Here is a 25,325-nt window from a genome sequence, read left to right as displayed (position 1 = left end):
CTACCCCAGGCCGAGCCGCCGCGCCGTCGCGGCGGGCAGCCGGTACGGGCGCTCGGGCGGCAGCAGCCGCTGCGCCTTCGCCGCCTGCCCGCCGTGGACCAGCGCGGCGATCCGCCGCACCTGCGGGGTGAGGTCGGTGAGCCCGACGACCCACTCCTCGGCGTAGGCGCGGATCAGCCCGCGGCCGATGCCCACCTGGATGCTGTAGTGGTTCAGCGCCGCCCCGCGCAGCGACCGCTCCGGGTCCCACTGCACGTGGACCCCGGCGCGGGCCACCTCGTCCGGGTGCGCGGTGGTCAGGACGGCGCGGGCGAGGGCCTCCTCCCAGCCCTCCCGGGTGATCCGGACCGCCAGCACCCTGGTCTGGCCGGGCTTCTGCGCCCAGTTGCTGCGGTGCATCAGCCAGCGGAACGAGGGCTTGATCCACGTCATCCGGTGGAAGCCGAACGGCGCCACGAACCGGCCCGCCGCCAGTGCCGCGTCGGCGACGGCCGGCGGGTAGGCCTGGTAGAGCACGATCGTCCGCTCGTCGTGGTCGGCGCGGATCTCCCGCAGCGCGGTCATCCCCCGGCACCCCCTTCCCCTCGCCGGCCCCTCCCCGGGCACGCTGCCAGCGCGGGGCGGGGCGGCGCAACGGGATTACGGGGCGCCCGGGGGGCTGCCGGGCTGTGCGGGGGCCGCCCGGCGGTGCGAGGGCTGCCGAGCGGTGACCGCGGCCGCGGCCGTGCCGCTCGACGGCGCTGGTGGACGCGGGGACCGGAAGCCACATCGCGCGCCCGCCGGCCTACGGCTCGGCACCGCGGCGGCGGGCCTTCGGCTCAGGCGGCGGCCGCCTTGGCGCGGAAGGCGCCGAGGGTGGCGGCCGGGACGCCGCAGCCGGGGAGGAAGGACGCGGCGCCGCCGTGGTGGGTGCGGACGCGGTCGATGAACACCGACATGGCCTCGGCCGGGGCCTCCAGGAGGGGCGCGGGGATGGTGAGGTTGCGGCCCTGGGAGTCGGTGACGCGGGAGGTGGTGTGGTTGTTGAGGGCGGTGCGGTGGCGCTCGGCGAGGCCGGCGAAGATCTGCGGGAGGGCGTCGGCGGTGCGGGTGTAGTCCGCGACGATGTGCTCGGCGGGGACGTCGAGGAGGTCCAGCAGCAGGGCGGTCAGCAGTCCGGTGCGGTCCTTGCCGGCGGCACAGTGCAGCAGGACGGCGCCGGGGCGGACGGTGGCGTCGACGGCGGCGGCCACCGCTTCGGGCGCGGACTCGGCCAGCAGGACGTAGAAGTCGCCCAGGTCGGCGGCCGTGGCCATGGTGCTCATCCGCGCGGTGAGGGCGTCGGTGGCGGGGTTCACCGGGGCGGCGACGACGGCTATGCCGGCGGCCTCGGCGGCGGCCCAGTCGGCGGGGTCGGTCTCCCGCGGGTCCCGCAGGTCCACGATGGTGCGGATGTCGCAGCCGCGCAGCTGGGTGACGGTGGCCTCGTCGGCGGCCGGGAACGGCTGGGCGGAGCGGTACAGCACACCGGGACGGACCCGCCGGCCCTCGGGGTCGCCGAGGGTGGCGGCGTCGCGGAAGTTGACCAGGGACATGCGGGGCCTTTCGGTGGGGCCGCACCCGGGACTGGACGGGGCTCCGGAGACGGGGGCCCCGGAGGCGGGGCACGGCGGCGACGTCTGGATGTCTAACCCCTCCGGGGGCCGCCCGGCAAGCCCGGACCGGTGCATCCCTCCACCCCACCCCCGTCGGCGGGCCACGGCGACCCGGCGCCGTACGGGCTGCGCGGATCGGCGGGGGTGGCGCGCGCTCCGGCCGTCCGCGACCGCTTGCTCGGGTGGGCCCGCGACCGCTCGACCGGGCCGTCCGGGGCTGTTCGCCCGGGCCGCCCACGACCGCTCGCGCGGGCCGCCGACGCCGTCCCGACCTGGGCGTCCCTGATAAATTCAGCGCCGAAACACCAGGCCGTACGGGGGATGGCAGGACACGGTGATCGAGGGTAACGACCACGACATACCCACCGAGCTGGCCGAGGTCTACCTCGGCCTGCTCGCCGACGTCTCCAGAACCGGCCGGCTGGTGCGCCGCGAGGAGCTGGAGCGCCTGCGCAAGCTGGGCGAGCACTGCGCGGAGGCCGGGTACGGACTGCGTGAGGTGGTCGCGCACTGCCTGGCCGCGGCCCGGCGGGCCTGGCAGACCCTGCCCGGGACGACCGGCGCGAGCAGCGTCACCGAGCTGCGCCGGATGGGCGACGCGGTGCTCGGCGCCACCGACGCCGCGCTGGCCGCGCTGGGGGAGGGCCACGAGCGGGCGCAGCGCCTGGCCGTCCGCCAGGAGGAGGCGGCGCGGCGGGAGTTCATCGACGACCTGCTGTTCGGCCGCAGCGATCTCGGGCTGCTCGCGGAGCGCGCGGAGCGCTTCGGGCTGCGGCTGGCGGGCGCGTACACGGTGGCCGTCGCGGTGGGCGACGAGCCGTTCGCGGACGTGCATCCGCTGGTGCACCGGGTCGAGCGGGAGCTGAGCGGGCGGTTCGGCGAGCGGGACGTGCTGCTGGCCAGCAAGGACGGCCGGCTGATCTGCATCGCCCCCGACGCCGAGCGGGCCTTGCTGGAGGCCTTCGCCGAGCTGGCGCTGCGCCCCGGGCCGGGCTACCAGCCGGTGCGCCGGGTGGCGACGGGCCGCCGGCACTCGGGGCCCAGCGGGGTGCCGCGCAGCTACGAGGAGGCGCTGGACGCACTGGACTACGCGCACCGGCTGGACCTGCCGGCCCGGCAGCTGCGGGCCGAGGAACTGCTGGTCTTCCCGGTGCTGATGCGCGACCGGGCCGCCATGGCCGACCTGGTGCGCAGCGTGCTCGGCCCGCTGACCGAGGCGCGTGGCGGGGCCCGGCCGCTGCTGGACACCATCGTGGTGCATGCGGAGGCGGCGTACGTGAACGCGGAGGCGGCCCGCCGGCTGGGCCTGAGCGTGCGCACCCTGGGCTACCGGCTGGAGCGGATCAAGGCGCTCACCGGGTACGACCCGGCGGACGCGCTCCAGCGCTTCACCCTGGAGACGGCGGCCATGGGGGCGCGACTGCTGAACTGGCCGGAACGATCGCTGTAGTTCCGGTGTGGTTCCGGCCACTGCGGCTGTAGTACCGCTCACTACGGATGCGGTGTCACTCACTACGCTTGCAGTCCCGCCGCCCTGCGGGGCCGCCACCGCGCCCCGCCGCGCCAAACCCGCGGGGCCCCGTTGCGGCCGTCCGACGGTCGTCCTGTTGCCCGGTTGTTGCAGTGTCACGCGGGCCGTGCGTACCAGGGTGTCAAGAGGGCGTAAAGATTGCCGGATCCTGGCAATGTGCGGCCGCGCCCGGCACTGCCATGATCTCCCCGGCGCCGAAGCGCGGTGCCGTCGGAAGGGCGGGGGAGGGTGGCCGGGATGGGGGGATTCTTCGCGGCCGCGCTGGCCTTTCCGACGGCGCTGTTCAGCTTCGCGCTGGTGGTGGTGGTCGGGTACTGGCTGCTGATGCTGTTCGGCGGCCTGGTGCCCGGCGCCGTGCACGGGGGGCACGGCGGCGGGCACCACGTGGACGTCGGGCACGCGGGGCACCACCTGGGTGCCGGGCACGGGGGACACGCCGTACACGTCGCGGACGCCGGTCACGGTGGGCACGGTGCCGGGGGGCACGGTGCCGACGGGGGATCCGACCGGAGCGGCTCCGGCCACCACGCGGGCGTGCTGGCCGCGCTGGGGCTGGGCGGGGTGCCCGTGACGGTGGCGGTGTCGCTGCTGGTCGCGCTCGCCTGGTTCGTCAGCCTGGCCGGCACCGTCCTCACCTCGGGGGCACCGGCGCGCGGCGGCGTGTTCGCCGTCGCGCTGGTCGCCTCCTGGGCGGGCACCCGGGCGCTCGTCCGGCCGCTGTCGCGGCTGTTCCCGCAGGACCGGCCGCTCACCCGGGGGGACTTCGTCGGCCGGGTCTGCGTGATCCGGACCGGCCGGGTGACGGCCGACTTCGGACAGGCCGAGGTGACCGCGGAGGACGGCTCCACCGCGACCGTCCAGGTCCGTACGGCGGAGCCCGAACCGGCTCTGACGGCCGGGCGGACCGCGCTGATCTTCGACTACGACGCCGAGGGCGAGCACTTCCTGGTGGCGCCCTTCGATCCGCCGTCCGTCACCTGACGCCTCACCGGTTCACCGGTTCACCGGTTCACCGGTTCACCGACGCTCGCCCTCACCGTTCACCCCCGCCTTCATCGCACCTCTCTTCTCTCTTCGCTTCTTCTCTTCGCACCAACTCGCCATCTCGTCAAAGGACTCCGTGATGGACACCATCGCCGTGGGTTTCGGCGTGCTCGTCGCCGTCGTGCTGCTCATCCTGCTCGCCATGCTGCTGTTCGTGGGCCGCCTGTTCCAGAAGGTCGAGCAGGGCAAGGCACTGATCGTCTCCCGGACGAAGAAGGTGGACGTGACCTTCACCGGCGCGATCGTCCTCCCGGTGCTCCACAAGGCCGAGTTGATGGACATCACCGCCAAGACGGTGGAGATCCACCGGGCCGGCCGGGACGGCCTGATCTGCCGCGACAACATCCGCGCGGACATCCGGATCTCGTTCTTCGTCCGGGTCAACAAGACCGTCGAGGACGTCATCAAGGTCGCGCAGTCGATCGGCACCGCCCGGGCCAGCGACCCGCAGGCGATCCAGGAGTTCTTCGCGGTCAAGTTCGCCGAGGCGCTCAAGACCGTCGGCAAGCAGCTGGACTTCACCGACCTGTACACCCACCGGCACGAGTTCCGGGACCAGATCATCGCGGTCATCGGCACCGACCTCAACGGCTACACACTCGAGGACGCGGCCATCGACCACCTGGAACAGACCCCGATGAGCCAGCTGGACGCCGACAACATCCTGGACGCCCAGGGCATCCGCAAGATCACCGAACTGACCGCGATCGAGCACGTGCGCACCAACGAGTACCAGCGCAACGAGCAGAAGGAGATCACCCGGCAGAACGTGGACGCCCGGGAGGCCGTCCTGGAGCTGGAGCGCCGGCAGGCCGACGCCGAGATCCGCCAGCGCCGCGAGATCGAGACCCTGCGGGCCAAGGAGGACGCGGTGATCGCCCGGGTGCAGGAGGAGGAGCGGCTCAACGCCCAGACCGCCTTCCTGCGCACCGAGGAGCTGCTCGGAGTGCAGCGGGAGAACCAGGCCCGCGAGGTCGCGGTGGCGCAGAAGAACCGCGAGCGGGTGATCGCGGTGGAGAACGAGCGGATCGAGAAGGACCGTCTGCTGGAGGTCGTCGGCCGCGAGCGGGAGACCGAACTGGCCACGATCGCCAAGGCGAAGGAGGTCGAGTCCGCCAAGCGCGAGGTCGCCGACGTGGTCCGCGAGCGGGTCGCGGTGGACCGCACCGTCGCTGAGCAGGAGGAGGCCGTCAAGACCCTGCGCGCCACCGAGGAGGCCGAGCGCGTCCGCAAGGCCGTGGTGATCCAGGCCGAGGCCGAGGCGCAGGAGAAGCTCGTCAAGGACATCAAGGCCGCCGAGGCCGCCGAGCAGGCCGCCGCGCACAAGGCCCGCGAGGCGCTGGTGATGGCCGAGGCCCGGCAGCAGGCCGCCGAGCTGGACGCGGCCGCCAAGATCCGGATGGCCGAGGGCGTCCGGGCGGAGGCCGCCGCCGAGGGGCTGGCCCGGGTCCAGGTCCGCGAGCAGGAGGCCGCGGCGGTGGAGAAGGTCGGCCGCGCCGAGGCCGCCGTCCAGGCCGAGAAGGCGAAGGCCGCCGCGCTGGAGATCGGCGGGAAGCTGAAGGCCGAGGCCGAGGGCCTGACCGAGAAGGCCGCGGCGATGGCCAAGCTGGACGAGGCCTCGCGCGGGCACGAGGAGTACCGCCTGCGGCTGGCCGCCGAGAAGGACGTCCGGCTGGCCGGGCTGGACGCCCAGCGGCAGATCGCCGAGGCCCAGGCGGCGCTGGTCGCGGCCGGGCTGGAGAAGGCGAAGATCGACATCGTCGGCGGGGACTCGGTGTTCTTCGACCGGCTGGTGCAGTCGGTGACGGCCGGCAAGAGCGTGGACGCCTTCGTCGGCCACTCGCAGACCGCGCAGACCCTGGCCGGCCCCTGGCTGGACGGGCGGGCGAGCTTCACCGAGGACCTCACCCGGGTGCTCTCCTCGGTCTCCACGGCGGACGTGCAGAACCTGACGGTGTCCGCCCTGCTGATGAAGCTGATCGGCTCCGGGGCCGGCGACCAGGCCGGTCAGCTGCGCCAACTGCTCGACTCGGCACGGAAGCTGGGCGTCGCGGAGACCCCGATCGGGGCACTGGCCGGCGGCCTCGCCGCGGCCAACGGCTCCAAGTGACCGGCCGACCGACTCAGCCGAGCCGACCGACTCACCCGACTCAACCCGCTTCGACCGAGGAACGTGACCGTGACCGTGGACGCCCTCGACGCCCGGCTCGACGCCGGCACCTACGAGGTCCTGCGCGACCGGCTCGCCCGAGCCGCCGCCGAACTCGCCGACCGGGCCCAGGCGTTGAACGCCCGCCGGGTCGCCGAGTTCGGCGGCGGGGAGCTGCGGCTGGTCGGCACCGGGCGGCTCACCACCGCCCGGGCCTGCCTGCCGCAGGACCTCACCGCCGCCGGCGGGCAGCTGCTGCTCGGCACCCGCCCCGCCCAACCCGCCGACGGCGACGAGGACTTCACCGACGTACTCGGCCTGCACCACCCCGACCTCTCCCCCGCGCCCGCCGAGGGCTCCCTGCTGGACGACCCCCGGCTGCGCCAGGACCTCGCCGACCTGCGCCGCTACTTCCGCGACGCCCGGCTGGAGCGGCTGCGCCCGGTGGACGGCCGGCTGCTCGCCGTCTTCCGCACCGGCCCGGCCGCCACCGACGTCCGGGTGCTGCGCTGGCGCCTGGACGGCGGCCTCGCCGACGGCGCCCGGCCGTCCTACCTGGACGGGCGCGGCGAACGCGACCACACCCCCGCCGACGGCCGGCAGCTGCCCTGGACCGCGCTCACCCGGGACGACCAGCTGCCCGCCGGCCCGGGCCGCCCGCCCCGCGCCGACCTGGCCGGCGAGCTGCTGGTCGGCGTCGACGGCGGCCGACTGAGCATCACCACCCCGGACGGCCGGGAGCTGCACCGCGAGCCGCTCGCCGAGGCCCTCCAGACCCTCGCCGACGCCCGGATCGCCCACGCCCGGATCGGCACCCTGCTGCTGGTGCGCGTGCGCCCGTACCAGGAGGAGACCGAGCGGCACCTGGTGGTCCACCTGCCCACCGGCACCGTCACCCGGATCGACGCGCTCGGCCAGGCCTGCCTTCGACTGCCCGCCGACCAGGGCGTCGCCTTCCCCGGCGGCTGCCACCTGGTGGACGGCACCGTGCGCACCTTCGACCAGCCGGTCGACGGCCTGGTGTACGAGCGCACCGTCGTGTCGCCCAACGGCGAGGACGTGCTGTACGAGTTCCGTTCCCCGGTCGACGGCCGCGCCCTGCTCCAGCCGTACAACAGCGTCCGCCAGGAGGCCGCCGCCCCGCTGCCCTGCCAGGGCTACGCGCTGCTCGCCGACGGCACCCTGATCGCCCTGCGCCCGGCCGAGGACGGGCCGAGCCGGCTGCACACCGTCCAGCTCTGGCAGACCCCGTTCACCAGCGAGCGCTTCGCCGCCGAACAGCCTTCCGGCAGCGGTCCGTTGGCCCGGATCGGCAACGCCGACCTGGTCCGCGGCCTGGCCGACTGCCTGGCCCTGGCCCGGCTGGCCGCGGCCGGCGCCGACACCCCGGCCGGCCACCAGGCCGTCCTCGCTGCCTGCACCCGCACCGCCGACCGGCACCACTGGCTCGGCCAGAGCGGCCTCGGCGACCTCGCCGCGCCGCTCGCCGAGATCCGCGACACCGCCCGGCAGGTCGTCGCCGAGTACGAGGCCGTCGCCCAGCTCACCGCGCACGCCGCCCGGCGGACGGACGAGGCCGCCGAGCACGTCGAGGGCCTGCTGCGCACCGCCCGCGGCGAGACACTGGCCGACGCCGCCGAGTGGGTCGACCGGCTGGCCGCTCTGCGCCGCGCCCAGGGGCGCGTCGAGGCGCTGCGCGAGCTGCCGCGCGCCGACGTCCAGCGGATCGACGCGCTCGCCGCGCACCTCGCCGAGGGTCTGGCCGAGGCCGCCGACCGCGCCGTCGTCCAACTCGCCGAACCGACCGCCTTCGAGCCGCACCGGCGTCGGGCCGGCGAACTCGCCGAGCGCTGCTCCGCCATCGCCACCGCCGCCGAGGCCGAGCCACTGGGGCTCGAACTCGGCTCCCAGAGCGAGGCGTTGCAGACCGTCTCGGAGCTGGTCGGCACCCTCGACCTGGCCGACGCCACCACCCGCACCGCGATCCTCGACCGGCTCGCCGACGTCCTCGGCCTGCTCAACCGGGCCCGGTCCGTGCTGACCGTGCGCCGCCGCGAGCTGCGAACCCGCGAAGCCGCCGCCGAGTTCGCCGCCGAGACCGCCCTGCTCGGCCAGGCCACCACCGCCGCGCTCGCCGCCGCCGACACCCCCGAGGCCTGCGACGATCAGCTCGGTCGACTGCTGCTGCGGATCGAGCAGTTGGAGACCCGCTTCGCCGACGCCGACCCGGCCCTCGGCGAGCAGCTCACCGCCCGGCGCACCGAGATCCACGACGCGCTCACCGCCCGCCGCCAGCACCTGCTGGAGGAGCGGGCCCGGCGCGCCGACCGGCTGGCCGCCTCCGCCGAACGCATCCTCGACACCCTGCACCGCCGACTGGCCGCACTGGACTCCGCCGAGGAGATCGAGGCGGCCTTCGCCGCCGACCCGACGGCCGTCAAACTCCGCTACCTCGCAGGGCAGTTGACCGCACTCGGCGACCGGGTCCGGGCCGAGGAGCTGACCGGCCGGCTGCGCGCCGCCCGCGGCCGCGCCCACCGGGCCCTGCGCGACCGCGCCGAACTCGCCGGAGACGGCCCCGGCACCCTGCGACTGGGCCGGCACCTGTTCGCCGTCACCACCCAGCGGCCCGAACTCGCCCTGGTGCCCTGGCGCGGACGCCCCGCCTTCACCCTCACCGGCACCGACTACCGCTCCCCCGTCACCGACCCGGCCTTCGCCGCCACCGAGCGGTACTGGGACCGCCCGCTGCCCTCGGAGACCCCGCGGCTGTACCGCGCCGAGTACCTCGCGGCGAGCCTGCTGTCGGCCGCCGGGGCCGGGTCGCCGCCCGCGGACGGCGACCTGCTGGAGTACGTCCGGCGGGCCGCCGAGCAACGCCCGGACGAGGGCTACCAGCGCGGCGTGCACGACCACGACGCCGCACTGCTGCTCCGCGCCCTGCTCCGGCTCGACGCCGAGGCCGGACTGCTGCGCCACCCGGCGGCCGCCCGGGCGGCCGCGCAGCTGTACTGGGCACACGGCACCGACGAACGGCAGCGGCTGCTCTGGCACACCCGGGCCCGCTCGCTGGGCCTCGCCCGGGACGCCTTCGGCGGCGCCCCGGCAGCGGCCGCGCTGGACGCGCTGGCTTCACTCGCCGACGAACTCACCGCCGCCGTCGCCGACTTCGTCCCGGGGGCGGAGCCCGCCGGGCCCTATCTGGTGGCCGAACTGGCCGCCGCCGCCCCCAGCTTCGCCCACTCGGCGGGCGCCGCCGCACTGCTCGACAAGTTCCGCGCCGCCCCCGAGTCGGCCGGCCTCACCGAGGCACTGGCCGCACTGCCCGAGGAGCCCGCGCTGCTGCCCGTACGGCGCCAACTCGCCACTGCCTGGCTGGAGTCCGGATCCGCCGACGCAGATCCGGCCGACCTCGCCGAGGCCGCCGCCGCGCTGCTCTGCCCGTCCCTGCCGCGCCGGCCCGCCGAGGGGGCCGTGGGCGCCCGGGTCACCGGGCTGCTCGGCGACCACCCGCGAGTCACCGGCGGGGCACTCGACCTGCGGCTGGACGAACTCCTCGCCCGGGTGGAGGAGTTCGAGCAGGTCGAGATGCCCGGCTACCGGGCCTACCAGCGACTGCGCGGCGACCTGCTGGCCGCCGAGCACGCCCGGCTGCGGCTCGACCAGTACCGGCCCGCCCCGCTCAACGGCTTCGTCCGCAACCGGCTCATCGACCAGGTGTACCTGCCGCTGATCGGCGACAACCTCGCCAAGCAGCTCGGCACCGCCGAGTCCGGCGGGCCGGTCGACCGCAGCGGCCTGCTGCTGCTGGTCTCCCCGCCCGGCTACGGCAAGACCACCCTGGTCGAGTACCTCGCCGAGCGGCTCGGCCTGCTGCTGGTCTCCGTCAGCGGCCCCGCGCTCGGCCACCGGGTCACCTCGCTGGACCCGGCCGAGGCCCCCGACGCCACCTCCCGGCGCGAGCTCGAGAAGCTCAACTTCGCCCTGCACGCGGGCGACAACGTGCTGCTCTACCTGGACGACGTCCAGCACACCTCGCCCGAGTTCCTCCAGCGCTTCATCCCGCTGTGCGACGCCCAGCGCCGGATCGACGGCGTCTGGGACGGCGAGGCCCGCGAGTGGGACCTGCGCGGCAAGCGCTTCGCCGTGGTCATGGCCGCCAACCCGTACACCGAGTCCGGCCGCCTCTTCCGGCTGCCCGACATGCTCGCCAACCGCGCCGACGTGTGGAACCTGGGCGACGCCGTCGCCGGACGCGAGGACCTCTTCGCGCTCAGCTTCGTCGAGAACGCCCTGCCCGCCAACCCCCACCTCGCCCCGCTCGCCACCGCCGAGCGCGCCGACCTGGACACCCTGCTCGCCCGCGCCTGCGGCCTGCCCGGCGGCACCCTGGCCGGCGCCTGGCCCGCCGCCGAGGCCGAGCGGATGACCGCCGTCCTGGCCGGCCTGCTCCACCTGCGCTCCACCGTCCTGGCCGTCAACCGCGCCTACCTCGCCTCCGCCGCCCAGGACGACCGCACCCGCACCGAGCCGCCCTTCCTCCTCCAGGGTTCCTACCGCAACATGGCCAAGCTCGCCCAACGCCTCGACCCCGCCCTCACCCGCCCCGAACTCGACGCGCTCCTCACCGACCACTACCGCGCCGAGGCCCAGCCCCTGGGCGCCGACGCCGAGGCCCAACTCCTCAAGCTGGCCGAGCTCCGGGGCGTCCTCACCGAGGAACAGGAGGCCCGCTGGGCGGAGCTGAAGCGCTCCTGGCGGTCACGTCCGGACACGGACGCCATCCACAAGTTCGAGCCATAGGCCGGGGCTTGGCGCTTCGCGCTTGGACGGTCGAGGCGATCCGGCCGATCTTTCGCGAGACCGCCCCGCCGGAGGCGGCCGGCCCGCTGTTCACCGTCCACCAGCGCACCACCACCCGGCTCCCGGGGCTGGGCGCGGTGCTCCTGGAGCAGCCGGTGACGCTCGCCGGGCTCGGGATGAGCCGACTGGAGGTGGAACTGCCGCAGGTGAGCGGCACCTTGTGGGTGGGTGCTGCCGACGCCTCTCGCGCCGTGGCGGACCAGGGTGCGGTTCGCGGTGACCGCCACGGTGCCGGTGCCGGGGGTCGGCGCGGCGCGGACCGTCGACCGGGCGGCTTCCTGGGCGGCGCTGCGGGCCTCGGTGCGGATCACCAAACAGGACCGGCCGGTGCTGGCCCACCAGCGGCACCTGGCGCAGCCCCGGCTCGTACCCGGGGAGCGTTCGACCGGGCTGTTCCACCGCTGGGCGCGGCAGTTCTATCCGGGGTTCCACCCCGAACCCGCCGCCGGGTTCCGCTCCGAACTCCAGGGCGAGCCCCAGGCCGGACCTTCGAGCGGTCTGCGGCCCGAGCCGGACACCGCCGACTGAGCCCCGGCCGGGGCGGCCAGCGACTCCCAGACCGGATCGGGCAGTCCGGGTACGGCTCGCCCCTCGGCCTGCCAGCGCCGGGCCAGCTCGGCGTAGATGGGTGCCTCCGGTGCGTCCGGTGCCTCCGGCGCGTCGGGGGGGCCGGGTACCTCCGGCGCCTGCGACACCTGCGACGCTTCCGGCGGCCGGTCCGGGGCGCCGCGCAGGATCGTTTCTTCACCCGTTTGCCACTCCGGCCCCGGCAGCCGCCCAAAACCACTCACGCCCACCCAACGCCCCCGGCCGCACCGGGACACGGTCCCGTCAACCCGGCGCGACGCAGGTCAACCCCCTGCGGGGAGCGGCCGGGTGCGCAGGAAGTCGGCCCACCCGACTCCCTGCGCACGTCACGCCGCCCCGGCACCGCCCCACCCCGGCACCGCCCGGCCCCGGCACCCCGGCCAGAGTCGGCAGTCCCCCGGCGCCCGCAGCAGGCCCCCGACAGTCCCCCGGGCCCCGGCAGCCCCCGCTACCGCCGCCGCCCCGCCGCCAGCAGCTCGGGGACGGTGGCGAGCTTCACCCGGGGCCGCCCCTCGCTCTCGCCCCGCTCGCGTTCCGCGCGGTCCACCGCCCGCAGCTCCCGCAGCCCGACCGCGTCCGGCCGCCGGCGGCGCACCAGCCGTTCGAAGTCCCTGCGGTCGGCCTCCGGGACGGGCAGCACGCGGGCGGTCGCGTCGTCCAGCAGCGCGTCCACCGTCTCCCGCGCACAGGCCCGGTTGGCGCCGATCCCGCCGGACGGTCCGCGCTTGGCCCAGCCCACCACGTACGTCCCCGGCAGCGGGCGCCCGGTGGCCGGGTCGACCACCCGCCCGGCCCGGTGGGCGACCGTCCCGGCCCGCTCGTCGAACGGCAGCCCGGGCAGCGGGACTGCCCGGTGCCCGATGGAGCGCACCACCAGCCCGGCCCGCAGCACGTCCCGCTCCCCGGTGCCCTCGACCCGGCCGTCCGCCGCCAGGGTGGTCCGCTCGACGGTCAGGCCCTCGACCCGCCCGTTCCCGGACAGCTCGACCGGCGCCGACAGGAACCGCAGCACGATCCGCCGCCCCGGCGCTGGCGCCGCGGCCCCGTCGTACGGCACCAGCGGCAGCCCGGCGAGCAGCGCAGCGCCCGAGCCCGATCCCGGCACACCCGCGCCCGCACCCGCGCCCGTTCCCGACTCCACCCCCGCCGTCTCGATCGCCGCCCGCACCTGCGGGTCGTCCGCCACCACCACCTCGACGCCCGGCAGCTGCCGCAGCGCCACGAACTCCGCCCTGGTCCACGCCGCCTGCTCCGGACCGCGCCGGGCGAGCAGCACGACCTCCCTGACCCTGCCGCGGCGCAGCGCGGCCAGCGCGTGGTCGGCGATGTCGGTGGCCGCGAGCCGGTCGGGGTCGGTGAGCAGGATGCGGGCGATGTCCACCGCGACGTTGCCGTTGCCGACCACCACCACCCGCTCGGCGGCCGACAGCTCCACCGCCTCGGCGGGCACGGTCGGTTCGGCGTTGTACCAGCCGACGAAGGTGGTTGCGGGCAGGCTGCCCGGCAGGTCCTCGCCGGGGATGCCGAGCCGGCGGTCGGCGGCCGCGCCGACCGCGTACACCACCGCGTGGTGGTGCGCGGCGAGCTCCTGGTGGCTGACGTCCGTGCCGATCTCCACGTTGAGGTGCATCCGCAGCCGCGGGTCGTGGAAGACGCTCGCGAAGCTCTCCACGATCCGCTTGGTGGACTGGTGGTCGGGGGCGACGCCGTGCCGCAGCAGGCCGCCGGTGACGGGCAGCCGGTCGATCATGGTGATCTCGGCGCTGGTGCTGCGCAGCAGTTCCTGCGCGGTGTACCCGGCGGACGGGCCGGTGCCGACGACGGCGATCCGCAGCGTGCCGAGCCCGCCCGGCAGGCTGCGCGGGAAGCTGGGCGCGCCCCAGGCGTGGTCGCTGGGGTGGTCGCGGAACCAGTCGCGGTTGAGGTCGCCGAACACGGTGTCGGGGCCGCGCAGCCGGTCGACCGGGAACACCGCGTCCACCGGGCAGGCGTCCGCGCAGGCGCCGCAGTCGATGCACGCCCGCGGGTCGATGTAGAGCATGTCGGTGGTGCCGAACTCCGGCTCGTCCGGGGTCGGGTGGATGCAGTTGACCGGGCAGACGGACACGCACGAGGCGTCGTTGCAGCAGGTCTGGGTGATCGCGTAGGCCATGGCCGGGGTGGGGTCCTCGCTGTGTCCGATGGGCGGGAAACGATCCGGTGGAAGAGTTCCTGACGTTTCGTCAGAGCATGTGAACCCGGCGGTAGACGGCCGCCGCGCGGCTGGTGAGCAGCCCGGTCTCGGCGAGGAAGGCCATCAGGTGCCGGGAGCTGGTGCGCATCATCGCCTTGCGGTGCTCGTTGGCCCGCACCTCGGCGAGCGCCCGCGGGACGTCGAGCCCGGCGGCCTTGTACACGCCCGGGTGGACCATGCTGGTGACGATGACGTACGCGCCCACGGCGATACCGGTGGCCGAGGTGCGCCGGCGGGCGGGGCTCGCGTGGCGCATCCGCTCGCGGATCTCCTGCCGGGCGAACTTCATGTGCCGGGACTCCTCGACCACGTGGATCCGGGAGGTGCCGCGGACGATCTCCAGGACGTTCTCGCCGCGCATCCAGTCGCGCTGCATGACGTCGAGCACCTCTTCGGCCACCAGGATGCCGCCGTAGGCGAGTTCGCCCTTGGCGAGCGCCTTGAAGGCGCGTCCGGCCTGGGCGATCAGCTTGTGCGGGCGGTAGGCGGGGACGCCCATCTTCTCGCAGGCCCGGGCGAACATGATCGAGTGGCGGCACTCGTCGGCGATCTCGGTGAGCGCGAACTGGAACTCGGCGCTGGCGGGGTTCTTGAGGTACTGGTCGCGCAGCACCATCTGCTGGAGGATCATCTCGAACCAGATGCCGGTGTTCATGATCGAGCAGACCTCGTGCCGGGTGAGTGTGACCCGCTGCCGCTCGGTCATCTCGTCCCACAGTCGGGTGCCGTAGAGGGTGCTCCACTCCGGATTGAGGCCGTAGTGCTCGTCCGGGAGAGGAGCGTCCCAGTCGATCTCGGTCGAGGGGTCGAAGGAGAGGGTGGCGGCCGACTCCAGCAGCCGCTTCGAGACGTCGTCGTCGGCCGTGGTGTGGCCGTGCCCCGCGTGCCAGCTGAGCGCCATGGCTGCCTCCAGGTGCCTGTTCCGCCGCGGGCTCCCGCTCACCCGCTTATTAGACGGACAGTACAATAAGAGCCGGGCGCCGAGAACCCCCCATGCGGCAACGACCCGGCGCGCGGGCGTCGGCTCACGCCCCCTGCATGCACGGCCCGCCCCGGCCCGGTCCACCCCCACCCCCCACGGCACGGCGCGGGGCGGACCCTCCCCCATGTCCCGCCCTCGGCCGTACGCCTGTCCGCTACCCGCCGATCGCCTGCCGCAGCGCCTCCGCCGCCTCGGCGGCCGCCCCCCGGAAGCGCCCGCCGAGGCCGAGGTAGTTGACGTACCCGTGGATCAGGTCCGACTGCCGGCTCAGCCGCACCGCGACTCCGGCCTCCGCCAGCGCCCGCCCGTACGCCTCGCCCTCGTCGCGCAGCGGGTCGAAGCCCGCGGTGCCGATGTACGCGGGCGGCAGCCCGGTCAGGTCCTCGGCGAGCAGCGGCGACAGCCGCGGGTCGGTGCGGTCGGCGGCCGCGGGCGCGTACCGGTCGGGCCCCGCCCACCGGACTTGGAAGCCTCCCGCACACGACCCTCGCGCCTCGGCTCGCGACAGCCGCCTTCTCGCCCGGGCCGCTTCCGCTCCCCCGCTGTCAGGAGTTGCGCCGGTCCTGCGCGTCGAAGGACGCCAGCGAGCGCGTGCCGGGTTCCAGGGCCTGGCGCAGCGCGGCCAGCGTCTCGGCGTCCAACCCGCCCACGGCATCGGCGAGTTCGTCGGCCACGTCCGCCGCGATCTCCTCCGCCACGGCCTCCACGGCCGCGCGCGGGCCCAGTTTGCTGACGGCGGCCGCCGCGCGGGTGGGGGTGAGCAGGGCGGAGGCCTGGACGAGGAGCCAGGCGGGGACGCCGGCCGCGCCCTCGGGCGGGGGGAGGTACGGGCGGGCGCCGTCGTAGCGGTCGTCCTCGGCGAAGGCCTGCTGCTTCACCTTCACCAGGGGGCGGGCCGGACCGGACTCGTGCCACTCGCCGGCCGGCTTGAGGACGTACCCCTCGGCGAGGTTGTCGGGCAGCTCGGGCAGGCCGAACAGGGCGGGCACCCGGGTGGGGTAGCGCACCGGGAGGTCGTGCAGGGTGTTCAGGGCTCCGTGTCCGAGCAGGGGCACGCAGGTGAGTCCGGCGGCCCGCGCGGCCGTGCGCAGGGTGCGGTCGGCGATCCACCAACGGCCTTCGGGTGTCTCGACGGTGGCGTCGAACGGCAGCCAGCGCAGGCCGGGGGCGTACCAGACGCCGGTCTGGACCGGGTCGACGCCGGGGGCGACGGGCACCTCGGGGTGCGGGTAGCGGCCGCCGGCCAGTTCGCCGTAGATCGTCACCACGGCGTCGGGGCCGCCGGTTCCGCGCACCGCGGCGGCGAACCGGGCCGCCGCGACGGAGAGTTCGGGCCAGATCCGGCTCACGCCGAAGAAGCCGTCCAGCCCCTCGTCGTCCAGCAGTTCACGCCGCTTCGCGGCCCGCACCGAGCCGCCTTCGCAGACCACGGCGAAGTGCGCCCCGTGCACCTTCTCCGCCGCGGTCCACTCCCGACCGCCGGGCCCGCCGGAGCGGCCGCGGGCCGGGATCTTGGGGTAGGGCCGCAGCTCTGGCCCGTCGGACACCGTCTCGAACACCGTCTCGGACACGAACGAATCCTCGCCGCCCGGCCCGCCGGCTGGCAACCGGGATTCGGGGGTTCCGGCTTTCGGGCTCTCGGGGCCTCGGGGCCTCGGGGCCTCGGGGCCTCGGGGTCAGACCGCCCCGCCGCCGACCGCCCCGTCCGTGGATCATCTCATCGGCGCGAATTCGGCGCGGATTCGGCGCGGATTCGCCATGGATGACGGCCCCCGCCCCCGTTTCAGCAGCGCGCCCAGAGCCCGGCCAGGTGCGCGTGCAGGACCTCCTCCGCCTCCGCCACCGTCCGGTGCCCGACCAGGACGTGCGCGGTGAGCCCGTCGGCCAGGGCGAGCAGCGTCCGGGCCTCGGTCCGCGCGACCACCGCCGCGCCCGCCGCCTCCCCGCCCAGCGCCGACCCGCCGACCACCGCCGCGCCGGCGGCCTCGGCGACCAGCCGCACCATCAGCTCCTCCAGCGCCGCGTAGCTGCTCCGCAGGGTCGCCGCCAGCGCCGGGTTGACGGCGGCTCCGGCGACGAAGGCGAGCCAGATCCTGGCCTCCGCCCGGTGTTCCTCCCGCAGCAGCGCCACCTCACCGGCCACCAGCCCGAGTTCGCTGGCCGCCGACTGCGCCGGGCCGGCCGTGAGCCGGCCGCGCACCCGCTCGGCGACCCGCTCGCCGACATGGGTGAGCGCGAACAGGAGCATCTCCTCCTTGGTGCGGAAGCAACGCTGGACGGCCCCCATCGAGACCTCCGCCCGGGTGGCGACGTCCCGCAGGCTGACGCCCTCCAGCCCGTGCTCGTCCACCAGCAGGCAGACGGCCTCGGCGATCCGCCGGCGCCGGTCCTCGTGATCCACCTGCTTGGGCATCTCCGGTCTCCTCCGCACGTCATCCGGTCTCGGACTTATTCCGATGCAAGCGTATCGGTTCTCGGACTAGAGTACGGCAACCGATGCAACCGCATCGGAACGTCGCAAGTCGGAGGAGTACCCCCATGCCCCTGTGGAGCAGGCCCGCCACCGAACTCGCCGCCGCCGTGCGCACGGGCGAGGCGTCGGCACTGGACGTGGTGGACAGCCACCTGGCCCGGATCGCCGAGGTCAACCCCGACCTGAACGCCGTCACCCAGCTCCTCGCCGACCGGGCCCGCGAGGCCGCCCGGGACACCGACCGCCGCCGGGCCGCGGGCGAGGAACCGGGCCCGCTCGCGGGTGTGCCGTTCACCGTGAAGGAGTGCACCCCGATCGCCGGCGTGCCCACCACCTTCGGCGCCCCGCACTTCCGCGACCACGTCGCCACCACCGACGCCGTCCCGGTCGCCCGGCTGCGCGCGGCGGGGGCGATCCCGATCGGCCACAGCAACATGCCGACCCTGATCGTCGCCGGGATGCACACCCGCAGCGAGCTGTACGGCGACACCCGCAACCCGTGGGACGCGAGCCGCACCCCCGGCGGCTCCAGCGGCGGGGACGGCGTGGCCGTCGCCGCCGGGATGGCCCCGCTCGGGCTCGGCAACGACTCCGGCGGCTCGGTCCGCGTCCCGGCCTCGTTCTGCGGCGTCGCCGCCCTCCAGCCGACCCCCGGCCGCTTCCCCACCGACCAGCGCCTGATCGGGCCGGACGACCCCGGCCCGGCCTCCCAGGTCCTGGTCACCGACGGCCCGTTGGCCCGTACGGTCGCCGACCTGCGGCTCGCCTACGAGACGCTGGCGGGCACCGACGTCCGCGACCCGCGCGCCGTGCCCGTCCCGCTGTACGGGGAGCCGCTCGACGGCCCGATCAGGGTCGCCGTCGTCACCGACCCGGGCGGCCGCGGCGTCCATCCCGCCGTCCGCCGCGCCGTCGAGACCGCCGCCGACGCACTGTGCGACGCCGGGTACGACGTCCGGGAGATCCCCGACGTCCCGAGGCTGGACGAGGCGTACGAGACCTACCACCGCCTCCCCGTCAGCGAGTTCGCACCGACCTGGCCCGCCGTCCGGCAGCTGCTGGGCGAGGGCGGCGACCGCTACATCGAGCTGACGATGCGCAGCGCCCCGCCCGCGGACGTCGCCGGCCTGGTCCGGCTGTTGAGCGCTCGGATGGGCATCCGCCGCTCCTGGGCGGAGTTCCTGCACGAGTACCCGCTGCTGCTGGGCCCGGTGTTCACCGAGCCGCCGGTCGAGCCCGGCCTGGAGTCGCGGGACCAGGCGGGCCGTGACCGGGTCGCCTCGGCGATGCGGCTCTGCTCGGTGACCAGCCTCGTCGGCGTCCCGGCCGTCGCCGTCCCCACCGGCCTCGACGCGGAGGGCCTGCCGACCGGCGTCCAGCTCGTCGGCCGGGCCTTCCGGGAGGACCTCTGCCTGGCCGCCGCCCAGGCCGTCGAGGACCGCCTCGGCACCCTCACCCCGATCGACCCGCGGCCCTGAACCCCGCCGGGTGCCGGTCAGGCCCCCGGCAGGCCCGGCACCACCAGCCCGCTCTCGTACGCGATGACCACGGCGTGGGTCCGGTTCTGCGCGCCGAGCTTGCTCAACACGTTCCCCACATGCGTCTTGACCGTCTCCTGGCTCACCGCGAGCGCCTGCGCGATCTCCGGGTTGGACAGTCCGGTCGCCATCAGCCGCAGCACCTCCTCCTCCCGCCCGGTCAGCCCCGCCCGGGGCAGCGCCTCGGCCGAGTCCAGCGGCCGGGGCGCGACCATCCGGCGCAGGGCGGCGGGGAACAGCACCGCCTCCCCGGCCGCCACCACCCGCACCGCTTCGGCGATCTGCGGGACGGGCAGCCGCTTGAGCACGAAGCCGCAGGCTCCGGCGCTCAGCGCGGCGGTGACGTAGCCGTCGTTCTCGAAGGTGGTGATCACCACGACCTTGGGAGGGCCGCCCTGCTCCCCCGACGGGCCGCGCTCGCTCACCGGGCCGTGCTCCCTCAGCAGTTCGCGGGTCGCCTCGATCCCGTTGCGGCGCGGCATCCGCACGTCCATCAGCACCACGTCGGGCCGCAACAGCCGTGCCCGCTCGACCACTTCGACCCCGTCGGCGGCCGTTCCGACCACCGTGACGCCCGGCTGGGCACCCAACAGGGTGCCCAGCCCGCTGCGGGTGACGGGGTCGTCGTCGGCGATCAGGAGGGTGACGTCGGGCGTACCCGGATCGGCGCCGCTCACGCCGACCACCGCATCGGCAGCCGGACCGCCAACCGCCACTGCCCCTCCCCGTACGGCCCGGCCTCGAACTCGCCGTGCAGCAGCCGCACCCGCTCGGCCAGGCCGGGAAGCCCGTGCCCCGAGGTCGGGAAGCCGCCCGCCTCGGCCCCCGCCGCACCGGCCCCGCCGCCAGGACCGCCGCCCGTCCCGTTGACCACGCTCAGCTCCAGTTCCTCCGGTCCCGCCGCCACCCGCAGCTCGATCGGCCCGCCCGCGCCGTGCCGCAGCGCGTTGGTCAGCCCCTCCTGGACGATCCGGTAGGCGGCCCGGGAGAGCGTGCCCTGCACCTGCGCCAGGTTCCCGGAGGTCCGCGGCACCACGACCGCGCCCGCGTGCCGCAGCCGGTCGACCAGTTCGGGCAGGTCGGCGAGCGTGCGGGTCGGCGCGGTGCCCGACTGCTCCTCGCGCAGCGCGCCCAGCACGTAGTCGAGGTCCTCCAGCGCGGCCCGGGTGGACTCCTCGATGCTGCGCATGGCGGCCCTGGCCGCGGCCGGGTCGGCGGCCAGCACCTCGCCCGCGACGGCCGCCTGGATGGTGGCGGCGGTCAGGGTGTGCCCGATCGAGTCGTGCAACTCGTGTGCCAGCCGGTTGCGTTCGGCCAGCAGCCGCTCCCGCTCGGCGGCCATCGCGAGCCGCTCGGCCGGCGAGGGCCCGAGCAGTCGCGGCGCCAGCCACCGCAGCGCGCCCGACACCCCCGCGAACAGGGCGGCCGCCAGGGCCAGGCAGAGCGCCGCGACGATCCAGGCCCAGACGCCCGTCAGCTCCGTGGCCCAGCCGAAGAGGCTCACCCGCGCCTCGCCCGCCGCCCAGCGGCCGGGCAGCGTCACGCCCATCACCAGCAGCGTGCTGCCGCCGACCAGCACCGTCCAGCCCAGCAGCACGTGCGCCACCACGAACGCCGGCGTCCGCCACCGCTCCGCCGCGGCCCCCTTCACCGGGTCGGGCACCGCGACGCCCAGCAGCCGCCGCGCCCCCGCCGCCAGCACCCGGCGCACCACCCGCGGCAGCCCGGCCACCCCGAGCAGCAGCACCCACACCGGCAGCCCCACCCAGGCCGCCTCCGGCCGGCCGTCCACCCCCAGCGTCAGTGCGAGCGCGAGCATCGCGACCGGCAGCCCGGCCAGCGCCCCGACCACCGCGAACAGCACACCCTTGTACGTCGACCCGCGCAGCAGCAGCCGCAGTCCCTTGATCATGTGCGCCAGTATCACCGGCCTTCCGGCCCCGATCCTCCCCCGATCGAGGGAGGATCCCAACCGCCACCGTCATCGTCACCACCACCGCCCCGCGAAGCTCACGGGCACCCCGCCCGACGCCGACCGACGCCCGACCGACCACCCGCCCGCCCTCCGGTCCGCCCGGTCCGCCCGGTCCGCCCGGTCCGCCCGGTCCGCCCGGTCCGCCCGGCGCCGAACCCCCGCCCGGGGAACGCCAGTTCCGTCTGTTCGTCACCGCCCGCTCTCTGGTAGTTGTTTCACCACGCACGGACGCAGGCCCGTGACGCAGGCCCGCAGCGGTGCCCCAGGCACCGCAGGGAGGACGCACATGGGCACGACCACTCGGGACCAGGTCCTGGCTGTCGAACAGCGCGCGGTGGACCACGCATACCGCTGCTACGCCGCACGGCTCGGTGAGTTGAGCGGATCGTCGACGGCCGAGGCATCGGCGAGTGGCAAGGACGGGATCGCCAACCGGGCGGAGGCGGAGGCCAGGGCCGCGGAGTACGACGGGCTCAACGACGAAGCCCGGGTCGACGCCCCGGAGGACCCCGGCGGGCAGCCCCGCCCCTGGTACATCGGGCGCCGGGGCGTACGGGACGACGCGCGCGATCCGGTGGTGGTGCTCTGGACGAGTCCACTGGCGAAGCGGTGGACGGAGGCCCTGCCCGAGTCTCCGGGCGAGGTCTCCCTGCGGCGCCGGCTGCGGTGCGTGCGGCACATCGTCAAGGACTACTTCGACGAGATCGCCCCGCCGGCCTCCGCCCCGATGCCCGACGCGCTCCCCGCACCCGCCCCCGAGGCGGTCGCCGAAGCGTCCCCCGAGGCGGCCACCGAGCCCCGTCCCGTACCCCGGCCGACCCCCGGACCCACGCCCCGCCCCACTCCCCGGCCGGTCCCCCGGCAGGCCACCGAGCACCGCGGCCGGCGCGGCGCCCACCCCGCGGCGAACGACCCGGCCGACGCCCCCGCCCCGCCCCGTCCGGAACGCCGCCCGGAACTCCGGCCGGACGACTTCCTGTTGCGCGAACTCCAGCGCTCGCGCAACGGCCGGATGCGGGACATCGTCGAGACCATCCGGCGCGACCAGATGGCCCTGGTCACCGGCTCCCCCTCGGACATCCTGGTCATCCAGGGCGGCCCCGGCACCGGCAAGTCCGCTGTCGGCCTCCACCGGGTGACCTGGCTCGTCGACAACGCCCACTTCAAGGCCCAGGACATCCTGGTCATCGGCCCCCACCAGCGGTTCCTCGACTACGTCGGCCAGGTCCTCCCCACCCTCGGCACCCGGGACGTCAACGCCGTCCAGCTGAACCGCCTGTGGGACGGCGAGGTGCTCGGCACGGACTCCCCGCGGGCCAGGACGGTGAAGTCGGACGAACGGATGGCGGCCGTCCTGCGGCGGCGCGTCGAGCGCGAGTACCGTCCCGAGGCCCTCGACGACCTCACCGAAGCCCCCTCCTTCGAGGGCGACGAGCCCACGGTCGTCGTGACCGCCGGCAGCACGACGCTGCGCGTGCCGCGATCCGAGGTCCTCGCCCTGCTCGCCCGGGCCAACACCGGCGACGGCCCCTACCGGGAGCGCCGCGACCGCTTCCGGGGCCTGCTCGTGGACCGTCTGCTGAAGGAGCTCTCGGACGTCGCGCCGCGGCGCAGGCAGGCCGACTCGGTCCGCCGCGACCTGGAGCGCAACCGCCGGGTCGAGCGACTCGTGGACCGCGTCTGGCCGTCACCGGGCGCCCGGGAGGCGCTGCGCACCCTCTACGACTCGCCCGAGCTCCTGGCCGCCTGCGCCGACGGCGTCCTCGACGCGGACGAGCAGGCGGTGCTGCTCAGGTCCCGCGCCGCCACCGCCGGTGCCGAACCCTGGACCCTCGACGACCAGGTCTGCCTCGAAGAGCTCCGGATGCTCATCAGCGGGGAGACCCCGAGGCGTTACGGGCACATCGTGATCGACGAGGCCCAGGACCTGACGCCCATGCAGGCCCGCACCCTGCGGCGGCGCTGCGCCGTCAACGGCTCCATAACCGTCCTGGGCGACCTCGCACAGGCGACCGGACCGCACATCCCGGCGACCTGGGAGCAGCTCGGCGCGATCCTCTCCGACAACGGCGACTGGCGCATCGCCCGGCTCGACACCAGCTACCGCGTTCCCGTCGAGATCATGCGGTTCGTCGCGCCCCTCGCGCAGGCGGTCGCACCGACGCTGGAGTCTCCCCAAGCCGTTCGCTCGGTGGGCCCGGACGCGGTGCGGACGGTGGCGACCGACCCGTGGCGACTGCTCGACGACACCGTTGCCCAGGTGGCCCGCCTGGTGGGCACCGACGACGGGCACACCCCCCGTTCCGTGGCCGTCATCGTCCCCGACGACTCGAACTGGCTCGACGAGATCGACCGCCGGCTCAACCGGAGCGGCGCCCCGGCCGACGGCACGGGCGACGGCACGGGCGGTGCCGTGGCAGACGGTACGGGCGGCACCGGGGGCCGCGAGTCGGTGTCCGTCCTGGCCGCCGCCCAGGCCAAGGGCATGGAGTACGACCACGTCCTGGTCATCGAGCCGGCCACCATCGCCGATCGCGGTCCGGCCGGGCTGCGGCAGCTGTACGTGGCCCTGACCCGCAGTACCCAGAGCCTCACCGTGCTCCACACCGCTCCGCTGCCGGAGGCTCTCACCGCCCCCGGCCCGGCCGCACCCCAGGTCGATCCACAGGCCGCACCTCAGGCCGATCCACAGCAGGCCGTTCCGCCGGAGAAGGCCACCGGCACCCTCCCCCGGATCGGCGCGGACGTCAGGGTCGAGGTCGTCGGCCGCGCCCCCGGGGGCCGCTACCGGGTCAAGCCCGTCTCCCCCGGGATCGACCGGCCCGTCGTCCTCACCGTCCGGCACGGCTCGGTGCCGCCGCGGCTGGGCGAGAAGCTGGACTGCTGGGTGTTCGCGAACGAGACCACCCAGACCGTCCTCACCGCCGACCAGCGGGGCCGGTCCCCGGTCTCCGAACGAATGGCGGGGCGCTACGTCGCGGCGCTGGACGTGCTCGGCGAGCTGGTCGGGAGGGACGGGAACGTCCCGGACGCCCGCGTCCACCTCTCCGAGCTGCAGGGCATGGCCAACCGCGTGCTGCGGCGGGACCAGGCCGACTGGGTCGACGTGTTCCACCTGCTCGGCTCCCCCGACCGGGACGCGCTGGGCGCTCTGCGCGACCTCGCCGCGACGACCAACCGCGCGCTGAAGGAGGGCGCCCTGGACCTCGCCCGGCTCCGGGCGGAGCTCACGGCGTCGGGCTGGACGGAGCGCCTGGCCGAAGCCCGCGAGAGGCTCCGGGCCCGCTTCGCCCCCGCCACCTCGGCCTCAACCACCCCCGCCGAGACCGCCCCCGCCGAGACCAGCCCCACCCAACCCGCCCCCACCGACGCGGACACGCCCCCCGCCGCCCCGCGCCACCCCGAGCAGGAGGACGACAGCCCGATGGTCCCCGCGGTCAACACCCCCGCCGCACCCGCCCCGGCCACGAAGGAGGGATTCCTCCGCATGCTGGAGGCGTCCGCCGAGGCCGACCGCAGGTGCAAGAAGCACGAGGCGGTCCGGCACGCGCTGAAGTCGGCCCTGCTCTGGGCCGACTTCCAGCCGACCGACTCGCCGGTCGTCGATGTCGGCTGCGTCACCGGGCAGGGCCTCTTCCTCTACGAGGCGCTCGGCGCCGGCTGTTCCTCCTACCCTGACCTGCGCTCGGGCGCGACCCGGCTGCTGGAGATCAACCACACCCTGCCCACGGCCGCCACCGCTCTCTACCTGGTGCTCGCCGAAGCGCCCACCGAGGACTGGTCGGCCGACACCGTACGCGACGTCTTCGGCGTCCACGTCATCTGGCGCCGCCCGGACGGCGGTTGGGGCGGGCGGGACACGGACGCCGCCCTGGGCGCGCCGGGGGCGTAGCCTCGGCCCGCGCACCGCGGCGGCTCCGACACCGGGCCGAGCGCGCCGCGCAGCATGGTGCGCCGGGGGTGTCCAGCGCGAGGGCGAAGAGCCGCAGGGCCTCCCGGGTCGTCGTCGGTGCACAGGGCGGCCGAGGCCTCCAGCGGCACGGCGTGCCGGGAGGACACGGCGCCCAGCCCGGCCTCGCACATGGCCCGGACGTGCGCGGCGGCCTCCTCACACGCAGCGGACGCCGGTCGCAGCGGACGCCGGCCTCCACGAGGTGCGCGGCCACCCACAGCGCGTGGGGGACGTGGGAGACGAGGGCGCCGACCGGGGCCCCGGTCGGGTGAGCCCGGCGGGCGGGGGCGCCACGCGGGCACACCCCCCCCCCCCCGGGGGGGGGCCGCGGCGGGGCGCCGCCCCCCCCCACCGGCCGCCCCA

Annotated in this window: 16 protein-coding genes and 1 pseudogene; 7 read left to right on the top strand and 10 right to left on the bottom strand. The window is 75.6% G+C overall.

Annotation, left to right across the window (positions count from 1 at the left end; all coding sequences use genetic code 11):
• Together ACWDBE_RS08930 and ACWDBE_RS08925 are read right to left on the bottom strand one after the other, a co-directional pair.
• On the bottom strand, positions 1–564 hold the full coding sequence (locus tag ACWDBE_RS08930; RefSeq protein ID WP_449789283.1) for a DUF4291 domain-containing protein: 564 nt from the start codon (positions 562–564) through the stop codon (positions 1–3).
• A 254-nt stretch (positions 565–818) separates the two neighbouring features.
• Positions 819–1,574 (bottom strand): tyrosine-protein phosphatase, encoded by a 756-nt coding sequence (locus tag ACWDBE_RS08925; protein WP_449789282.1) that lies wholly within the window; start codon positions 1,572–1,574, stop codon positions 819–821.
• A gap of 394 nt (positions 1,575–1,968) precedes the next feature.
• Here ACWDBE_RS08925 and ACWDBE_RS08920 point away from each other — a divergent pair, with 394 nt between their 5' ends.
• From ACWDBE_RS08920 to ACWDBE_RS08900, 5 genes are all read left to right on the top strand, one after another.
• Positions 1,969–3,084 carry a PucR family transcriptional regulator gene (locus ACWDBE_RS08920; RefSeq protein WP_449807585.1) on the top strand — a complete coding sequence of 372 codons (1,116 nt, stop codon included), beginning with the start codon at positions 1,969–1,971 and terminating at the stop codon, positions 3,082–3,084.
• Positions 3,085–3,402: 318 nt separating this feature from the next.
• Positions 3,403–4,146 (top strand): hypothetical protein, encoded by a 744-nt coding sequence (locus ACWDBE_RS08915; protein ID WP_449807584.1) that lies wholly within the window; start codon positions 3,403–3,405, stop codon positions 4,144–4,146.
• A gap of 142 nt (positions 4,147–4,288) precedes the next feature.
• Positions 4,289–6,319, top strand: a complete 2,031-nt coding sequence (locus ACWDBE_RS08910) for a flotillin family protein (RefSeq protein WP_449789279.1) — start codon at positions 4,289–4,291, stop codon at positions 6,317–6,319.
• Between the two features lie 69 nt (positions 6,320–6,388).
• Positions 6,389–11,161, top strand: a complete 4,773-nt coding sequence (locus tag ACWDBE_RS08905; protein WP_449807583.1) for a DNA repair ATPase — start codon at positions 6,389–6,391, stop codon at positions 11,159–11,161.
• Between the two features lie 228 nt (positions 11,162–11,389).
• The gene (locus ACWDBE_RS08900) at positions 11,390–11,749 is read left to right on the top strand and encodes a hypothetical protein (protein ID WP_449789277.1); all 360 of its coding nucleotides are present in this window, start codon (positions 11,390–11,392) and stop codon (positions 11,747–11,749) included.
• 508 nt (positions 11,750–12,257) lie between these two features.
• Here the strand turns inward: ACWDBE_RS08900 and ACWDBE_RS08895 are convergent.
• From ACWDBE_RS08895 to ACWDBE_RS08870, 6 genes and pseudogenes are all read right to left on the bottom strand, one after another.
• Positions 12,258–13,961 (bottom strand): FAD-dependent oxidoreductase, encoded by a 1,704-nt coding sequence (locus ACWDBE_RS08895; RefSeq protein WP_449807582.1) that lies wholly within the window; start codon positions 13,959–13,961, stop codon positions 12,258–12,260.
• Between the two features lie 70 nt (positions 13,962–14,031).
• On the bottom strand, positions 14,032–14,943 hold the full coding sequence (locus ACWDBE_RS08890; protein WP_449789275.1) for an AurF N-oxygenase family protein: 912 nt from the start codon (positions 14,941–14,943) through the stop codon (positions 14,032–14,034).
• Between the two features lie 235 nt (positions 14,944–15,178).
• Positions 15,179–15,301 (bottom strand): hypothetical protein, encoded by a 123-nt coding sequence (locus ACWDBE_RS08885; RefSeq protein ID WP_449807684.1) that lies wholly within the window; start codon positions 15,299–15,301, stop codon positions 15,179–15,181.
• Positions 15,302–15,319: 18 nt separating this feature from the next.
• Positions 15,320–15,679: pseudogene (locus ACWDBE_RS08880) on the bottom strand (alpha/beta hydrolase fold domain-containing protein); the annotation flags it as partial.
• On the bottom strand, positions 15,570–16,595 hold the full coding sequence (locus ACWDBE_RS08875; RefSeq protein ID WP_449807581.1) for an RNA ligase family protein: 1,026 nt from the start codon (positions 16,593–16,595) through the stop codon (positions 15,570–15,572). The gene ACWDBE_RS08875 and the pseudogene ACWDBE_RS08880, both read right to left, overlap by 110 nt.
• A gap of 212 nt (positions 16,596–16,807) precedes the next feature.
• Entirely contained in the window at positions 16,808–17,437 is a 630-nt protein-coding gene (locus ACWDBE_RS08870) for a TetR/AcrR family transcriptional regulator (protein WP_449789272.1), read from the bottom strand.
• 125 nt (positions 17,438–17,562) lie between these two features.
• On the opposite strand from ACWDBE_RS08870, the gene ACWDBE_RS08865 reads away from it, so the two are divergent.
• On the top strand, positions 17,563–18,975 hold the full coding sequence (locus tag ACWDBE_RS08865) for an amidase (protein WP_449807580.1): 1,413 nt from the start codon (positions 17,563–17,565) through the stop codon (positions 18,973–18,975).
• Positions 18,976–18,992: 17 nt separating this feature from the next.
• Here ACWDBE_RS08865 and ACWDBE_RS08860 read toward each other — a convergent pair whose 3' ends face one another.
• Entirely contained in the window at positions 18,993–19,712 is a 720-nt protein-coding gene (locus tag ACWDBE_RS08860) for a response regulator transcription factor (RefSeq protein ID WP_449789415.1), read from the bottom strand.
• A complete protein-coding gene (locus tag ACWDBE_RS08855) occupies positions 19,709–20,947 on the bottom strand; it encodes a histidine kinase (protein ID WP_449807579.1) in 1,239 nt (412 codons plus the stop codon). Before ACWDBE_RS08855 ends, ACWDBE_RS08860 begins: the two co-directional genes overlap by 4 nt.
• 349 nt (positions 20,948–21,296) lie before the next feature.
• On the opposite strand from ACWDBE_RS08855, the gene ACWDBE_RS08850 reads away from it, so the two are divergent.
• Positions 21,297–24,902: an AAA family ATPase gene (locus ACWDBE_RS08850; RefSeq protein WP_449807578.1), complete on the top strand. Its 3,606-nt coding sequence runs from the start codon at positions 21,297–21,299 to the stop codon at positions 24,900–24,902.
• Positions 24,903–25,325: the final 423 nt, after the last annotated feature.

It is taken from the genome of Kitasatospora sp. NPDC001132 (assembly GCF_053598415.1).
This window is presented reverse-complemented; position numbering and strand designations above follow the sequence as displayed.

Excerpts from the sequence above, each read along its gene's own strand:
- ACWDBE_RS08930 (WP_449789283.1), bottom strand. The coding sequence starts at position 564 with ATGACCGCGCTGCGGGAGATCCGCGCCGACCACGACGAGCGGACGATC.
- ACWDBE_RS08925 (WP_449789282.1), bottom strand. The coding sequence starts at position 1,574 with ATGTCCCTGGTCAACTTCCGCGACGCCGCCACCCTCGGCGACCCCGAG.
- ACWDBE_RS08915 (WP_449807584.1), top strand. The coding sequence starts at position 3,403 with ATGGGGGGATTCTTCGCGGCCGCGCTGGCCTTTCCGACGGCGCTGTTC.
- ACWDBE_RS08910 (WP_449789279.1), top strand. The coding sequence starts at position 4,289 with ATGGACACCATCGCCGTGGGTTTCGGCGTGCTCGTCGCCGTCGTGCTG.
- ACWDBE_RS08895 (WP_449807582.1), bottom strand. The coding sequence starts at position 13,961 with ATGGCCTACGCGATCACCCAGACCTGCTGCAACGACGCCTCGTGCGTG.
- ACWDBE_RS08890 (WP_449789275.1), bottom strand. The coding sequence starts at position 14,943 with ATGGCGCTCAGCTGGCACGCGGGGCACGGCCACACCACGGCCGACGAC.
- ACWDBE_RS08870 (WP_449789272.1), bottom strand. The coding sequence starts at position 17,437 with ATGCCCAAGCAGGTGGATCACGAGGACCGGCGCCGGCGGATCGCCGAG.
- ACWDBE_RS08865 (WP_449807580.1), top strand. The coding sequence starts at position 17,563 with ATGCCCCTGTGGAGCAGGCCCGCCACCGAACTCGCCGCCGCCGTGCGC.
- ACWDBE_RS08855 (WP_449807579.1), bottom strand. The coding sequence starts at position 20,947 with ATGATCAAGGGACTGCGGCTGCTGCTGCGCGGGTCGACGTACAAGGGT.
- ACWDBE_RS08850 (WP_449807578.1), top strand. The coding sequence starts at position 21,297 with ATGGGCACGACCACTCGGGACCAGGTCCTGGCTGTCGAACAGCGCGCG.